This is a genomic window from Escherichia sp. MOD1-EC6300, assembly GCF_002965045.1.
In the GTDB taxonomy this organism is placed as follows: domain Bacteria; phylum Pseudomonadota; class Gammaproteobacteria; order Enterobacterales; family Enterobacteriaceae; genus Escherichia; species Escherichia coli_F.
On record NZ_PTRH01000004.1, the window covers coordinates 91,527 to 106,344 of the forward strand.

Here is a 14,818-nt window from a genome sequence, read left to right on the forward strand (position 1 = left end):
TATGGCAGGTCATAGTAAATGGGCCAACACCAGACATCGTAAAGCTGCGCAGGATGCTAAGCGCGGTAAAATCTTCACTAAAATCATTCGTGAGCTGGTAACCGCGGCTAAGTTGGGCGGTGGCGATCCGGATGCTAACCCGCGTCTGCGAGCAGCTATTGATAAAGCACTGTCTAACAACATGACCCGTGACACCCTGAACCGCGCAATTGCCCGTGGTGTGGGTGGTGATGATGATGCAAACATGGAAACCATCATCTACGAAGGTTACGGTCCTGGCGGCACGGCAATCATGATTGAATGTCTGTCTGATAACCGCAACCGTACCGTTGCTGAAGTGCGTCACGCATTCAGCAAATGTGGCGGTAACCTCGGTACTGATGGTTCCGTAGCCTATCTGTTCAGCAAAAAAGGCGTGATCTCCTTTGAGAAAGGCGATGAAGACACCATCATGGAAGCAGCTCTGGAAGCTGGTGCTGAAGATGTTGTGACCTATGATGATGGCGCGATTGACGTCTACACTGCATGGGAGGAAATGGGCAAAGTACGCGACGCTCTGGAAGCTGCAGGTCTGAAAGCAGACAGCGCGGAAGTTTCCATGATCCCGTCCACCAAAGCTGATATGGATGCAGAAACCGCACCGAAACTGATGCGTCTGATCGATATGCTGGAAGATTGCGACGACGTGCAGGAAGTCTACCATAACGGTGAAATCTCTGATGAGGTTGCAGCGACTCTCTGATGAGGCCTGCTAAACAGCAAAACGGAGACGCGTGATGGCTATTATTCTCGGCATTGACCCGGGTTCGCGCGTGACCGGCTATGGCGTCATCCGCCAGGTGGGCAGGCAGCTGTCCTACCTGGGTAGCGGATGTATACGCACCAAAGTAGATGATTTACCGTCTCGTCTTAAGCTCATCTATGCGGGCGTGACGGAAATCATCACCCAGTTCCAGCCTGATTATTTCGCCATTGAACAAGTCTTTATGGCTAAAAATGCCGACTCGGCCCTGAAGCTGGGGCAGGCGCGTGGCGTGGCGATTGTGGCGGCGGTGAATCAGGAATTACCGGTATTTGAATACGCGGCACGTCAGGTAAAACAAACGGTGGTAGGTATTGGTAGTGCCGAAAAAAGCCAGGTGCAGCATATGGTCCGCACTTTGCTGAAACTGCCCGCTAACCCGCAGGCGGACGCCGCCGATGCGCTGGCAATTGCCATCACCCACTGCCACGTTAGTCAGAATGCGATGCAGATGAGCGAATCGCGGCTGAACCTGGCGAGAGGGCGACTGCGTTAAGTTATACCGCCTCGGTCAATTCAGGCTGAGGCGTTCCTACTCCCTCCGCATGAATCAACACCAAACCCGGATGATGCCACAAACTGGCTGGCGTGACGGTTTTACGCTCCCACGGAATCGAACCTAAAAACCAGAATTTCCAGAAAGTGAGTTTTGCATTCGGATTGCTGTTTAGCAGTTCTCCAAACGTCTCAATTTCACCCACCGGGATACATAGCGCCTCTTTATAAATATCAAAAACGAATTTTGAACAGAACTGGCGGGAAGATTCGTATTTAAAACCGGTGTGGTAGAACTTATGCAACCGGGCAGGGACCTTTTCGACAAGAGCAAGTTTCTGCTCTGCGGTTAAACCTCCTGCCAGGCGGCGAACACCGTAGCGTTGATCGGTCGACCGTTCAATAAATCGTGACAAAGTTGTGATTGTGGAGAGCGGAACTCGACTCTCCGCAACCAGGTAATCATCACCGTCATGTCCGATGATTATCCCCACATGGTTGCTCCAGCATTTCGAGGCTGCAGAGATTTGCCCAAACAGGCGAGCACCGATGCAGGTAAAAACAATATCACCGGTTTCATATTTAGCTGGGTAATTTATTTTCACTATATCAATCCATTATTTATATATAAAACAGCATCTATCTTTCGTGATGGTAAAGCATTAGCATTGTATTGTAATAATGACAAGGAATGTTTTATGCGGTTATTTATTAATGTGATAATTATAGTTTCGATCAGTCAATGCGTGAATGTATTTGCTCAAGATAATGTCATTCGCTATCCCTGGCGATATGGACGTATTTCTTTAAATGAGAATAATGAGTTTGTGCCTCAAATTATTCATATGCGTGATGATATCTACGGCGTGGGTGAAGCTGGTGCAAGCCTTAACGATGCGAGAATGGCGCAAAGTGGTGTCACCGTGAGGCTTAGCGTTATACAGCAGGGGCAGGTGGTGAATGCTTTACTGGATTTCTACAATAGCAATAATCAACCTGCTTATATCTTTGAAGGTGGTTTGATGCCTTGCAATAAAGCCTTTGACATCACAACAAGCAACATTGTCCTTGATGGGATGTGTGGAATTTATGATGGGGTCGATGGCTGGCAAGTTATTCCTGCGGGTGATCATTATAAAGAATCATTTTCACTCACTCAGGCTTTTGAATTTCTGCCGGGAAAACATCATTATAAAATTAATGCCGGAAGTTTTATCATCAGAGTGGGGGATGATATTTTTGCAAGAGAGGACGCCGAAAGCATTCTTTTTAATTTGATTAACTGGCGATATGGCTATGTGCTAAAAAGTTATGAAAGGGTGTCGAAGGGGGATTTGATGGCAGGATATTATGCTCTGTATGAATACTCAGGCGCTGACATAATTGATGAGTATGATATTTACTCAAACCAGGTGTCGATTGATCTTAATGGTGACGAGTTAGCACATACGGAGTCCTATCAGTGGCGAATTGATAGCGGAATGATCCCGCAAAAATTCAGCGTTCAGGGACTCGCTGAATGAATCGTCCTCTACCTGCTTGCCAGATACAGAGGCGCGGATGAATTTATCAAGCGTATTCAATCAGCTTTTAATCTCATTTGCTCTTGCCGGGACGTTGATATTAAGCAGCTATCTCATGAAAGCTCACTACCCACGTTTCAGGAAGCCAATTGCGCTCTTTTACTTCTTTTTAGCGATTTATACCAGTTATGCTGCCGTTCAGGAGTATGAGTACCACCGCAATAGCTTGACTACGCTCGCAAAAGTTTCTTCGATTCGTTATACCAGTAATTTTAAGCGTAGCGCCTCGCACTCCTGCAATTTACTGCGGGGAGGAAGGATTGATTGCTCGGGGCTGTATGCCTATGACCTGACCTGGCAGATTGACGGTAAGACCTGGAATTTGCATGTTGAGGACAAGCGTATAAAACCAGGAATCACCATGTGCGTGAAGGTTGTAAAAGATCGCCCCGCCATCGGGAAACCCTGTGAAAACGTGTTTTTCAATATCAGCCCTTTGCCGATTCTGATAGCTATATGGGCAATAAGCGCATTTATATTTGCGGTCTTACTCCTTCACCAACTAAAAAAATGCCGCGAATGGAAGCACGCCAGCAAGGAACGTGGAAAAATTGGCCATTAGAAGTCAAAGAAAGAGTGCGATGTAAGGTGATTCATAGAAAATTTCAGATACCGTGAGCCAAAGGATTATCAGTTCTGAAATGATTTAATATCATCCCTCGCTGGATATCTATCCAGCATTTTTTTATCATACAGCATTATCTTTGATTCATTACGCAGGAGCGTCATGTGATAGGCAGACTCAGAGGCATCATCATTGAAAAACAACCCCCGCTGGTATTAATTGAAGTGGGCGGCGTAGGCTATGAAGTGCATATGCCGATGACCTGTTTTTATGAACTCCCTGAAGCGGGTCAGGAAGCGATCGTTTTCACCCACTTTGTGGTGCGTGAAGACGCGCAACTGCTGTACGGTTTTAACAATAAACAAGAGCGCACGTTGTTCAAAGAGTTGATCAAAACCAACGGCGTTGGGCCTAAACTGGCATTGGCAATCCTCTCCGGAATGTCAGCGCAGCAGTTCGTTAATGCCGTTGAGCGTGAAGAAGTGGGGGCTCTGGTGAAACTGCCGGGTATTGGCAAAAAAACCGCCGAACGCTTGATTGTTGAAATGAAAGACCGATTTAAAGGTTTGCATGGCGATCTCTTTACGCCAGCTGCCGACCTGGTACTCACGTCACCTGCCAGCCCGACGACCGACGATGCTGAACAGGAAGCGGTTGCCGCGCTGGTGGCGCTGGGCTATAAACCACAAGAAGCAAGCCGCATGGTGAGCAAAATCGCTCGCCCTGACGCCAGCAGTGAAACATTAATTCGCGAAGCCCTACGCGCCGCGTTATGAGGTAAAGGATGATTGAAGCAGACCGTCTGATTTCTGCCGGTACCACTTTGCCGGAAGATGTGGCAGATCGCGCCATTCGCCCTAAATTACTGGAAGAGTATGTTGGTCAACCGCAGGTTCGTTCACAGATGGAGATTTTCATCAAAGCAGCGAAACTGCGCGGCGATGCCCTCGATCATCTGTTGATTTTTGGTCCTCCGGGTTTAGGTAAAACTACGCTTGCCAACATTGTCGCCAATGAAATGGGCGTGAATTTACGCACGACTTCCGGTCCAGTACTGGAAAAGGCGGGCGATCTGGCAGCGATGCTCACTAACCTTGAACCGCATGACGTGCTGTTTATTGATGAGATCCACCGTCTTTCACCAGTGGTGGAAGAGGTGTTGTATCCGGCAATGGAAGACTACCAACTGGATATTATGATTGGTGAAGGTCCGGCGGCACGCTCCATTAAAATTGACTTGCCGCCGTTTACTCTGATTGGTGCAACCACGCGCGCAGGTTCGCTGACATCACCGCTGCGCGATCGTTTTGGTATTGTGCAACGTCTGGAGTTTTATCAGGTGCCGGATCTGCAATATATCGTCAGTCGTAGTGCCCGTTTTATGGGGCTTGAGATGAGTGACGATGGCGCGCTGGAAGTTGCTCGCCGGGCGCGTGGTACGCCACGTATTGCCAACCGTCTGCTGCGTCGTGTTCGCGATTTTGCCGAAGTGAAGCACGATGGCACCATCTCGGCGGATATCGCCGCCCAGGCACTGGATATGCTGAATGTTGATGCTGAAGGTTTCGATTATATGGACCGCAAATTGTTGCTGGCGGTAATCGATAAGTTCTTTGGTGGGCCGGTAGGCCTGGATAACCTGGCGGCAGCCATTGGTGAAGAACGTGAAACCATTGAGGATGTACTGGAACCTTATTTGATTCAGCAAGGCTTTTTGCAGCGTACACCGCGCGGGCGTATGGCGACAGTGCGGGCGTGGAACCACTTCGGCATCACGCCACCAGAAATGCCTTAAGTTGAATAAGGCATTCAAGCCGCTTCCGACATTGGCGATAAGCCTGATGCGACGCTGTTCGCGTCTTATCAGGCCTACCAAAAGTAGCGAACCGTAGGTCGGATAAGGCGCTCGCGCCGCATCCGACAAATGTGTTCAGCGACAGATTAGCTGGCCTGCTTTTTCATCATACTGATAATAAATAACAGTGCCGCACATAGCACTACCGACGGACCCGCCGGCGTATCGTAAAATGCGGAAAAGGTTAAACCGCCAGTTACTGCCACCATTCCCACCAAAACAGCGACACCGGCCATCTGTTCCGGCGTGCGGGCAAAGCGACGCGCTGTAGCTGCAGGAATAATCAGCAGCGAAGTAATAATCAACGCGCCGACAAATTTCATCGCTACACCAATCGTCAATGCTGTCACCAACATCAACAACAATTTCACGCGCTGTAATTTCACACCATCAACAAACGCCAGATCCGGGCTAATCGTCATTGACAGCAAATTGCGCCATTGCCAGAACAGAATCGCCACTACGATGACCACGCCAATCGCAATAGAGATGAGATCTTCTGGCGTCACTGCCAGCAAATCACCGAACAGGTAAGCCATCAAATCAACACGAATGTTAGACATCAGACTAACGACCACCAGGCCCAGCGACAGGGCACTGTGCGCCATAATCCCTAATAACGTATCGATCGCCAGCTGTGGGCGCTTCTCCAGCCATACCAGACCGCCCGCCAGCAGCAGCGTAACGGCAATTACCGCATAGAATGGATTCACGTCCAGCAACAAACCAAACGCGACGCCAAGTAATGAGGCATGAGCCAGTGTATCACCGAAATAAGACATACGACGCCAGACCACAAACGAACCCAGCGGACCCGCGGCACAGGCGAGCATGATCCCGGCTAACCAACCAGGAAATAGTAATTCAATCATGAGCGATCATTTCCCCGACGCAGAACAATTCGCCCCTGTAAATCGTGACGATGATTATGATGATGGCGATAGATACCCAGCTGTTCAGCTCCACGAGGACCAAACATTGAAATAAACTCCGGATGCAGGGAAACAACTTCCGGTGTGCCGGAACAACAAATGTGGTGATTCAGGCAAAGCACTTCATCGGTTTTTGCCATTACCAAATGCAGATCGTGAGAGACCATTAAAACGCCACAATCCAGTTCGCGACGCAGTTGGTCAATAAGGTCATACAGCGCTACCTGACCATTTACATCCACGCCCTGAGTGGGTTCATCCAGCACTAATAATTGCGGTCGATTTAACAATGCTCGTGCTAACAATACACGCTGTGTTTCGCCACCCGAGAGCTTTTGCATCGGTGCGTTAATCAGATGCCCGGCCTGGACACGTTTCAGTGCAGGCAAAATATCTTCTTTATGTGTGCCAGGGCGTAAGCGTAAAAATCGATTTACGGTCAGTGGCAATGTGGTGTCGAGATACAGCTTCTGCGGTACGTAGCCGATGCGCAGTTTTCCGTTGCGCTTGATAACCCCTTCATCGGGTGTTACCAGTCCGAGCACTACCCGTACCAGTGTCGACTTACCTGCGCCATTTGGCCCAAGTAAAGTCAAAATTTTTCCAGGTTTAAGTTCCAGCGACACATCAGAGAGGACGCGGCGTTGGCCAAAAGAAACCGAGACATTTTCCAGGGAAACCAGACTTGTCATGTTAATTTTAGTCTTGCAGTAGTCATGAAATGTTATAATATCACACTTCTCATATTCATTACGATGATTGGTCGCATTATGTTACATAAAAAAACGCTTCTTTTCGCAGCATTATCCGCCGCTCTCTGGGGTGGTGCAACACAGGCCGCAGATGCTGCCGTTGTCGCTTCGCTTAAACCCGTTGGGTTCATTGCTTCTGCCATTGCTGATGGGGTAACAGAAACGGAGGTTTTACTACCTGACGGCGCTTCAGAACATGATTATTCACTGCGTCCATCAGATATAAAACGCTTACAGAACGCGGACTTAGTCGTTTGGGTTGGCCCGGAGATGGAAGCGTTCATGCAAAAACCGGTAAGTAAATTACCTGAAGCGAAACAGGTAACGATTGCGCAGCTAGAGAATGTGAAACCGCTGCTGATGAAAAGTATTCACGGCGATGATGATGATCACGACCACGCGGAAAAAAGTGACGAAGATCACCATCACGGCGATTTCAACATGCATCTTTGGCTTTCCCCAGAGATAGCGCGGGCTACAGCGGTTGCAATCCATGGAAAATTAGTGGAACTTATGCCGCAAAGTCGAGCCAAACTTGACGCCAACCTGAAGGATTTTGAGGCACAATTAGCCTCAACCGAAAAGCAGGTTGGTAACGAGCTCGCGCCGCTCAAGGGGAAAGGTTATTTCGTTTTTCACGATGCTTACGGCTATTTCGAAAAACAGTTCGGACTGACACCGCTTGGTCATTTTACCGTTAACCCTGAGATTCAACCTGGCGCGCAGCGTTTACATGAAATAAGAACACAGTTGGTTGAGCAAAAAGCAACCTGCGTTTTTGCTGAGCCACAGTTCAGGCCAGCGGTCGTTGAGAGCGTCGCACGAGGGACATCCGTTCGTATGGGAACGTTGGATCCCCTGGGGACGAATATCAAACTGGGTAAAACAAGCTATTCAGAATTCCTGAATCAATTAGCCAACCAGTATGCGAGCTGCCTGAAAGGAGATTAATGAGGAAGTGATTACGTGCAACAGATAGCCCGCTCTGTCGCCCTGGCGTTTAATAATTTACCGCGACCACACCGCGTTATGTTGGGGTCGCTCACCGTTCTTACTCTGGCCGTCGCTGTCTGGCGGCCCTATGTTTATCACCGCGATACCACGCCAATTGTCAAAACCATTGAGCTGGAACAGAACGAAATTCGTTCGCTCTTACCTGAAGCCAGTGAGCCGATTGATCAAGCTGCACAAGAAGATGAAGCCATTCCCCAGGATGAACTGGATGACAAAATCGCCGGTGAAGCGGGCGTGCATGAATATGTTGTTTCCACTGGCGATACGCTAAGCAGCATTCTCAATCAGTATGGTATTGATATGGGGGATATCACCCAACTGGCTGCTGCTGACAAAGAATTGCGTAACCTGAAAATCGGTCAACAACTTTCCTGGACATTAACCGCGGACGGCGAATTGCAGCGCCTTACCTGGGAAGTATCTCGTCGGGAAACCCGAACCTATGACCGTACTGCCGCTAACGGTTTTAAAATGACCAGCGAAATGCAGCAAGGAGAGTGGGTCAACAATCTGCTGAAAGGTACCGTCGGGGGAAGCTTTGTTGCCAGCGCCAGAAACGCCGGTTTAACCAGCGCCGAAGTGAGCGCAGTGATTAAAGCCATGCAGTGGCAAATGGATTTCCGCAAACTGAAAAAAGGCGATGAATTTGCGGTGTTAATGTCACGAGAAATGCTTGATGGCAAACGTGAGCAAAGCCAACTGCTGGGCGTACGTTTGCGTTCAGAAGGTAAAGATTATTACGCAATCCGCGCTGAAGATGGCAAATTCTACGATCGTAACGGTACTGGTCTGGCGAAAGGATTCTTGCGATTCCCGACGGCGAAACAGTTCCGTATCTCGTCTAACTTTAACCCGCGTCGTACTAATCCGGTGACTGGTCGTGTTGCGCCACACAGAGGTGTTGATTTCGCCATGCCACAGGGTACGCCAGTGCTTTCAGTGGGTGACGGTGAAGTGGTGGTTGCCAAACGCAGTGGCGCAGCAGGTTATTATGTGGCTATTCGTCATGGTCGTAGCTACACCACGCGTTATATGCACTTGCGTAAGATTCTGGTGAAACCAGGACAGAAAGTGAAACGTGGCGACCGTATCGCGCTTTCCGGTAATACTGGGCGTTCAACCGGGCCGCATTTGCACTATGAAGTCTGGATCAACCAGCAGGCCGTAAACCCGTTGACGGCAAAACTGCCGCGTACCGAAGGACTGACTGGATCCGATCGTCGCGAATTCCTGGCGCAGGCCAAAGAGATTGTGCCGCAGCTACGGTTTGATTAATTAACATCCATTCGCAGCCGGTACGCAGTCAGTACCGGCTTTTTTATTTGGTGCGAGGCAAGTTGCGCCGCTACACTATCACCAGATTGATTTTTGCCTTATCCGAAACTGGAAAAGCATGGAAACGAAAAAAAATAATAGCGAATACATTCCTGAGTTTGATAAATCCTTTCGCCATCCTCGCTACTGGGGAGCATGGCTGGGCGTAGCAGCGATGGCGGGTATCGCTTTAACACCGCCAAAGTTCCGCGATCCCATTCTGGCACGGCTGGGACGTTTTGCCGGACGACTGGGAAAAAGCTCACGCCGTCGTGCGTTAATCAATCTGTCGCTCTGCTTTCCAGAACGTAGTGAAGCTGAACGCGAAGCGATTGTTGATGAGATGTTTGCCACTGCGCCGCAAGCGATGGCAATGATGGCTGAGTTGGCAATACGCGGGCCGGAGAAAATTCAGCCGCGCGTTGACTGGCAAGGGCTGGAGATCATCGAAGAGATGCGGCGTAATAACGAGAAAGTGATTTTTCTGGTGCCGCACGGCTGGGCCGTCGATATCCCGGCCATGCTGATGGCCTCGCAAGGGCAGAAAATGGCAGCGATGTTCCATAATCAGGGCAACCCGGTTTTTGATTATGTCTGGAACACGGTGCGTCGTCGCTTTGGCGGTCGTCTGCATGCGAGAAATGATGGTATTAAACCATTCATCCAGTCGATACGTCAGGGCTACTGGGGATATTATTTACCCGATCAGGATCATGGCCCCGAGCACAGTGAGTTTGTTGATTTCTTTGCCACCTATAAAGCGACGTTGCCCGCGATTGGTCGTTTGATGAAAGTGTGTCGTGCGCGCGTTGTACCGCTGTTTCCGATTTATGATGGCAAGACGCATCGTCTGACGATTCAGGTGCGCCCACCGATGGATGATCTGTTAGAGGCGGATGACCATACGATTGCGCGGCGGATGAATGAAGAAGTCGAGATTTTTGTTGGTCCGCGACCAGAACAATACACCTGGATATTAAAATTGCTGAAAACTCGCAAACCGGGCGAAATCCAACCGTATAAGCGCAAAGATCTTTATCCCATCAAATAAAAAAAGCCTCTCGCGAGGAGAGGCTTCCGCCGTGTGATAAGTTCAAGTTTGCTTCAGAAGATTCGAAATCTGTTGAACTATCATTGAACTGTAGGCCGGATGAGGCGTTTTCGCCGCATCCGGCAACGTACTTACTCTACCGTTAAAATACGCGTGGTATTAGTAGAACCCACGGTACTCATCACGTCGCCCTGGGTGACAATCACCAGGTCACCAGACATCAAGTAACCTTTATCGCGCAGCAGATTAACCGCTTCGCTGGCAGCTGCTACGCCGTCATTAGCGCTATCAAAGTGCACCGGCGTAACGCCACGATAGAGAGCAGTCAGATTCAGCGTACGTTCATGGCGCGACATAGCGAAAATCGGCAGACCGGAGCTGATACGGGAGGTCATCAGAGCGGTACGACCCGATTCGGTCATAGTGATGATCGCCGTAACGCCTTTCAGGTGGTTAGCCGCGTACATTGCTGACATGGCGATAGCTTCTTCCACATTGTCGAACTGAACGTCCAGACGGTGTTTAGAAACGTTGATGCTCGGGATTTTTTCAGCACCCAGGCAAACACGCGCCATGGCTGCAACGGTTTCTGAAGGATACTGACCAGCAGCAGTTTCTGCAGACAGCATCACAGCGTCAGTACCATCCAGAACGGCGTTTGCTACGTCCATGACTTCTGCACGCGTCGGCATCGGGTTAGTAATCATTGACTCCATCATCTGGGTCGCAGTGATTACCGCGCGGTTTAGTTGACGTGCACGACGGATCAACGCTTTCTGAATGCCGACCAGTTCCGGGTCGCCAATTTCCACACCGAGGTCGCCGCGAGCAACCATTACCACGTCAGAGGCGAGGATGATGTCATCCATTGCATCCTGGCTGCAAACGGCTTCCGCACGTTCAACCTTGGCAACAATTTTCGCATCACATCCTGCATCGCGTGCCAGCCGACGGGCATAGTTCAGATCTTCGCCGCAGCGTGGGAAGGAGACGGCCAGGTAATCTACGCCAATTAACGCCGCAGTCTTAATGTCTGCTTTGTCTTTTTCGGTCAGCGCTTCAGCCGACAAACCGCCGCCAAGTTTGTTGATACCTTTATTGTTGGAGAGGGGACCACCGACGGTCACTTCGGTGAACACTTTCATGCCCTGAACTTCCAGTACTTTTAACTGAACGCGACCATCGTCCAGCAGCAGGATGTCACCAGGCACGACGTCAGCAGGCAGGCCTTTGTAGTCGATACCGACTTTTTCTTTATCGCCTTCACCTTTACCCAGGTTGGCGTCGAGCAGGAATTTATCCCCAATATTGAGGAAAACTTTGCCTTCTTTAAAGGTGGATACACGGATTTTGGGCCCCTGGAGGTCACCCAGAATAGCCACATGACGCCCCAGTTTTGCGGCAATCTCACGAACTTTATCCGCGCGCATTTTGTGATCTTCAGGAGAGCCGTGAGAAAAGTTCATCCGTACAACGTTTGCACCCGCAGCGATAACTTTCTCAAGGTTATTATCGCGATCTGTTGCTGGGCCTAACGTGGTAACGATTTTTGTTCTGCGAAGCCTTCTGGACATGTAATACTCCGTTGACTGAAACAACCAGGTGTTGCTTGAACATGAAATCCGAATGAAATAACGCCGTTATGGCGATAAAGTAATCTCATTCGGATGTCGTATAAGATTAGAACAGTGACAGTCGTTTTTAGCGATCGTCACTTAAATTAAGTAACTGCTTATCAAAACGCGATTCCTTCAGCGCTTCCTTGACCCGCTTCAAGTTATCTCTGAATTTTGCACCGCGTCGCAAAGTAAAACCTGTTGCCAGCACATCTATCACGGTCAGCTGTGCAAGTCGAGAAACCATGGGCATATAAATGTCAGTATCTTCCGGTACATCGAGGGTAATTGCCAGCGTTGCTTCTCGGGCAAGCGGGGTACCCGCAGAGGTGAGGGCAATCACCATGGCGTCGTTTTCGCGTGCCAACTGCGCCAACTCGACCAGATTTTTTGTTCTTCCAGTGTGAGAAATCAGCACCACCACGTCTCCGTCGCTACAATTCATACAACTCATGCGTTGCAGCACGATATCATCGGAGTACACCACCGGAACATTAAAACGAAAGAACTTATTCATCGCATCGTGGGCAACGGCAGCAGAAGAGCCTAATCCAAAAAACGCGATTTTTTTGGCCTGAGTGAGCAAGTCGACGGCGCGGTTAACGGCAGATTTATCCAGTGAATGACGGACATGATCGAGCGTCGCCATTGCCGACTCAAATATTTTTCCCGTGTATGATTCAACGCTGTCATCTTCATTGACGTTGCGATTAACATAGGGGGTGCCATTCGCCAGACTTTGTGCCAGATGCAGTTTAAAATCAGGAAAACCGCGCGTGTCCATACTGCGACAGAAACGATTCACCGTCGGTTCACTAACATTGGCCTCCAGCGCCAGAGCAGCAATACTCGAATGGATCGCGTTATCGGGCGAAGCCAGAATGACCTCGGCAACTTTGCGCTCTGATTTGCTCAAATGTTCCAGCTGAGACTGGATTTTTTCCAGCATATTCATGATGTAAAGAGACTCACGGGTAATGACGATTTCCGCACTGAAAGAAATCGAAATGCAGTTTTGTCAGATATTACGCCTGTGTGCTGTGTTAATGACAAAAGCAGATAAAAAAGTTGTTATTTTTTTTCATAACATGATCAGTGTCAGATTTTTACCCAATGGAAAACGATGATTTTTTTATCAGTTTTGCCGCACTTTGCGCGCTTTTACCGTAATCGCACGGGTGGATAAGCGTTTACAGTTTTCGCAAGCTCGTAAAAGCAGTACAGTGCACCGTAAGAAAATTACAAGTATACCCTGGCTTAAGTACCGGGTTAGTTAACTTAAGGAGAATGACATGGCGGTAACGCAAACAGCCCAGGCCTGTGACCTGGTCATTTTCGGCGCGAAAGGCGACCTTGCGCGTCGTAAATTGCTGCCTTCCCTGTATCAACTGGAAAAAGCCGGTCAGCTCAACCCGGACACCCGGATTATCGGCGTAGGGCGTGCTGACTGGGATAAAGCGGCATATACCAAAGTTGTCCGCGAGGCACTCGAAACTTTCATGAAAGAAACCATTGATGAAGGTTTATGGGACACCCTGAGTGCACGTCTGGATTTTTGTAATCTCGATGTCAATGACACAGCTGCATTCAGCCGTCTCGGTGCGATGCTGGATCAAAAAAATCGTATCACCATTAACTACTTTGCCATGCCGCCCAGCACTTTTGGTGCAATCTGCAAAGGGCTTGGCGAGGCAAAACTGAATGCTAAACCGGCACGCGTAGTCATGGAGAAACCGCTGGGGACGTCGCTGGCGACCTCGCAGGAAATCAATGATCAGGTTGGCGAATACTTCGAGGAGTGCCAGGTTTACCGTATCGACCACTATCTTGGTAAAGAAACGGTGCTGAACCTGTTGGCGCTGCGTTTTGCTAACTCCCTGTTTGTGAATAACTGGGACAATCGCACCATTGATCATGTTGAGATTACCGTGGCAGAAGAAGTGGGGATCGAAGGGCGCTGGGGCTATTTTGATAAAGCCGGTCAGATGCGCGACATGATCCAGAACCACCTGCTGCAAATTCTTTGCATGATTGCGATGTCTCCGCCGTCTGACCTGAGTGCAGACAGCATCCGCGATGAAAAAGTGAAAGTACTGAAGTCTCTGCGCCGCATTGACCGCTCCAACGTGCGCGAAAAAACCGTACGCGGGCAATATACTGCGGGCTTCGCCCAGGGCAAAAAAGTGCCGGGATATCTGGAAGAAGAGGGCGCGAACAAGAGCAGCAATACGGAAACCTTCGTGGCGATCCGCGTCGATATTGATAACTGGCGCTGGGCCGGTGTGCCATTCTACCTGCGTACTGGTAAACGTCTGCCGACCAAATGTTCTGAAGTTGTGGTCTATTTCAAAACACCTGAACTGAATCTGTTCAAAGAGTCGTGGCAGGATTTGCCTCAGAATAAACTGACTATCCGTCTACAACCTGATGAAGGCGTGGATATCCAGGTACTGAATAAAGTTCCTGGCCTTGACCACAAACATAACCTGCAAATCACCAAGCTGGATCTGAGCTATTCAGAAACCTTTAATCAAACGCATCTGGCAGATGCCTATGAACGTCTGCTGCTGGAAACCATGCGTGGTATTCAGGCACTGTTTGTACGTCGTGATGAAGTAGAAGAAGCCTGGAAATGGGTGGACTCCATTACTGAGGCGTGGGCGATGGACAATGATGCGCCGAAACCCTATCAGGCCGGAACCTGGGGACCGGTTGCCTCGGTGGCGATGATTACTCGTGATGGCCGTTCCTGGAATGAGTTTGAGTAATATCTGCACTCATCCTTTATGGTTATTTTACCGGTAACATGATCTTGCACAGATTGTAGAACAATTTTTAC

The 14,818-nt window shown here is 49.4% G+C and carries 15 protein-coding genes; 10 read left to right on the forward strand and 5 right to left on the reverse strand.

What is annotated here, in order from left to right; all coding sequences use genetic code 11:
* Position 1: 1 nt before the first annotated feature.
* Both BGE37_RS07700 and ruvC read left to right on the forward strand, forming a co-directional pair.
* Positions 2 to 742: a YebC/PmpR family DNA-binding transcriptional regulator gene (locus BGE37_RS07700; RefSeq protein WP_000907234.1), complete on the forward strand. Its 741-nt coding sequence runs from the start codon at positions 2 to 4 to the stop codon at positions 740 to 742.
* 34 nt (positions 743 to 776) lie between these two features.
* The gene (gene ruvC, locus BGE37_RS07705; protein ID WP_001295503.1) at positions 777 to 1,298 is read left to right on the forward strand and encodes a crossover junction endodeoxyribonuclease RuvC; all 522 of its coding nucleotides are present in this window, start codon (positions 777 to 779) and stop codon (positions 1,296 to 1,298) included.
* Between the two features lies 1 nt (position 1,299).
* Here ruvC and BGE37_RS07710 read toward each other — a convergent pair whose 3' ends face one another.
* Entirely contained in the window at positions 1,300 to 1,902 is a 603-nt protein-coding gene (locus tag BGE37_RS07710; protein WP_105278994.1) for a YebB family permuted papain-like enzyme, read from the reverse strand.
* A 93-nt stretch (positions 1,903 to 1,995) separates the two neighbouring features.
* On the opposite strand from BGE37_RS07710, the gene BGE37_RS07715 reads away from it, so the two are divergent.
* The 4 genes from BGE37_RS07715 to ruvB all read left to right on the forward strand — a co-directional run bounded on the left by BGE37_RS07715 (position 1,996) and on the right by ruvB (position 5,240).
* On the forward strand, positions 1,996 to 2,820 hold the full coding sequence (locus BGE37_RS07715; protein ID WP_231347586.1) for a hypothetical protein: 825 nt from the start codon (positions 1,996 to 1,998) through the stop codon (positions 2,818 to 2,820).
* A gap of 37 nt (positions 2,821 to 2,857) precedes the next feature.
* On the forward strand, positions 2,858 to 3,442 hold the full coding sequence (locus BGE37_RS07725; RefSeq protein WP_001054410.1) for a hypothetical protein: 585 nt from the start codon (positions 2,858 to 2,860) through the stop codon (positions 3,440 to 3,442).
* A 167-nt stretch (positions 3,443 to 3,609) separates the two neighbouring features.
* Positions 3,610 to 4,221: a Holliday junction branch migration protein RuvA gene (gene ruvA, locus BGE37_RS07730; protein ID WP_000580328.1), complete on the forward strand. Its 612-nt coding sequence runs from the start codon at positions 3,610 to 3,612 to the stop codon at positions 4,219 to 4,221.
* 8 nt (positions 4,222 to 4,229) lie between these two features.
* A complete protein-coding gene (ruvB, locus tag BGE37_RS07735; protein ID WP_000568522.1) occupies positions 4,230 to 5,240 on the forward strand; it encodes a Holliday junction branch migration DNA helicase RuvB in 1,011 nt (336 codons plus the stop codon).
* 146 nt (positions 5,241 to 5,386) lie between these two features.
* Here ruvB and znuB read toward each other — a convergent pair whose 3' ends face one another.
* Together znuB and znuC are read right to left on the reverse strand one after the other, a co-directional pair.
* Entirely contained in the window at positions 5,387 to 6,172 is a 786-nt protein-coding gene (gene znuB / locus BGE37_RS07740) for a zinc ABC transporter permease subunit ZnuB (RefSeq protein ID WP_000571478.1), read from the reverse strand.
* Positions 6,169 to 6,924: a zinc ABC transporter ATP-binding protein ZnuC gene (gene znuC, locus BGE37_RS07745; protein ID WP_000202996.1), complete on the reverse strand. Its 756-nt coding sequence runs from the start codon at positions 6,922 to 6,924 to the stop codon at positions 6,169 to 6,171. Before znuC ends, znuB begins: the two co-directional genes overlap by 4 nt.
* A 78-nt stretch (positions 6,925 to 7,002) precedes the next feature.
* On the opposite strand from znuC, the gene znuA reads away from it, so the two are divergent.
* The 3 genes from znuA (at position 7,003) to lpxM (ending at position 10,363) form a co-directional block, all read left to right on the forward strand.
* The gene (gene znuA, locus BGE37_RS07750; RefSeq protein ID WP_032184796.1) at positions 7,003 to 7,935 is read left to right on the forward strand and encodes a zinc ABC transporter substrate-binding protein ZnuA; all 933 of its coding nucleotides are present in this window, start codon (positions 7,003 to 7,005) and stop codon (positions 7,933 to 7,935) included.
* A 15-nt stretch (positions 7,936 to 7,950) separates the two neighbouring features.
* Positions 7,951 to 9,273 (forward strand): murein DD-endopeptidase MepM, encoded by a 1,323-nt coding sequence (gene mepM, locus BGE37_RS07755; RefSeq protein WP_032184424.1) that lies wholly within the window; start codon positions 7,951 to 7,953, stop codon positions 9,271 to 9,273.
* A gap of 118 nt (positions 9,274 to 9,391) precedes the next feature.
* On the forward strand, positions 9,392 to 10,363 hold the full coding sequence (lpxM, locus tag BGE37_RS07760; protein WP_010364183.1) for a lauroyl-Kdo(2)-lipid IV(A) myristoyltransferase: 972 nt from the start codon (positions 9,392 to 9,394) through the stop codon (positions 10,361 to 10,363).
* 131 nt (positions 10,364 to 10,494) lie between these two features.
* Here the strand turns inward: lpxM and pyk are convergent, their stop codons facing one another.
* Both pyk and hexR read right to left on the reverse strand, forming a co-directional pair.
* Positions 10,495 to 11,937, reverse strand: a complete 1,443-nt coding sequence (pyk, locus tag BGE37_RS07765) for a pyruvate kinase (protein WP_000091148.1) — start codon at positions 11,935 to 11,937, stop codon at positions 10,495 to 10,497.
* A gap of 127 nt (positions 11,938 to 12,064) precedes the next feature.
* Positions 12,065 to 12,934 carry a DNA-binding transcriptional regulator HexR gene (gene hexR, locus BGE37_RS07770; RefSeq protein ID WP_001056701.1) on the reverse strand — a complete coding sequence of 290 codons (870 nt, stop codon included), beginning with the start codon at positions 12,932 to 12,934 and terminating at the stop codon, positions 12,065 to 12,067.
* Positions 12,935 to 13,271: 337 nt separating this feature from the next.
* On the opposite strand from hexR, the gene zwf reads away from it, so the two are divergent.
* Positions 13,272 to 14,747, forward strand: coding sequence for a glucose-6-phosphate dehydrogenase (gene zwf / locus BGE37_RS07775; RefSeq protein ID WP_000301727.1), 1,476 nt, complete (start codon positions 13,272 to 13,274; stop codon positions 14,745 to 14,747).
* Positions 14,748 to 14,818 lie beyond the last annotated feature (71 nt).

What these genes read in the sequence shown, in the direction of transcription:
- BGE37_RS07725 (WP_001054410.1), top strand. Translation starts at nt 2,858, where the DNA reads ATGAATTTATCAAGCGTATTCAATCAGCTTTTAATCTCATTTGCTCTT.
- znuA (WP_032184796.1), top strand. Translation starts at nt 7,003, where the DNA reads ATGTTACATAAAAAAACGCTTCTTTTCGCAGCATTATCCGCCGCTCTC.
- znuC (WP_000202996.1), bottom strand. Translation starts at nt 6,924, where the DNA reads ATGACAAGTCTGGTTTCCCTGGAAAATGTCTCGGTTTCTTTTGGCCAA.
- lpxM (WP_010364183.1), top strand. Translation starts at nt 9,392, where the DNA reads ATGGAAACGAAAAAAAATAATAGCGAATACATTCCTGAGTTTGATAAA.
- pyk (WP_000091148.1), bottom strand. Translation starts at nt 11,937, where the DNA reads ATGTCCAGAAGGCTTCGCAGAACAAAAATCGTTACCACGTTAGGCCCA.
- BGE37_RS07700 (WP_000907234.1), top strand. Translation starts at nt 2, where the DNA reads ATGGCAGGTCATAGTAAATGGGCCAACACCAGACATCGTAAAGCTGCG.
- BGE37_RS07715 (WP_231347586.1), top strand. Translation starts at nt 1,996, where the DNA reads ATGCGGTTATTTATTAATGTGATAATTATAGTTTCGATCAGTCAATGC.
- zwf (WP_000301727.1), top strand. Translation starts at nt 13,272, where the DNA reads ATGGCGGTAACGCAAACAGCCCAGGCCTGTGACCTGGTCATTTTCGGC.
- ruvB (WP_000568522.1), top strand. Translation starts at nt 4,230, where the DNA reads ATGATTGAAGCAGACCGTCTGATTTCTGCCGGTACCACTTTGCCGGAA.
- ruvC (WP_001295503.1), top strand. Translation starts at nt 777, where the DNA reads ATGGCTATTATTCTCGGCATTGACCCGGGTTCGCGCGTGACCGGCTAT.
- znuB (WP_000571478.1), bottom strand. Translation starts at nt 6,172, where the DNA reads ATGATTGAATTACTATTTCCTGGTTGGTTAGCCGGGATCATGCTCGCC.
- hexR (WP_001056701.1), bottom strand. Translation starts at nt 12,934, where the DNA reads ATGAATATGCTGGAAAAAATCCAGTCTCAGCTGGAACATTTGAGCAAA.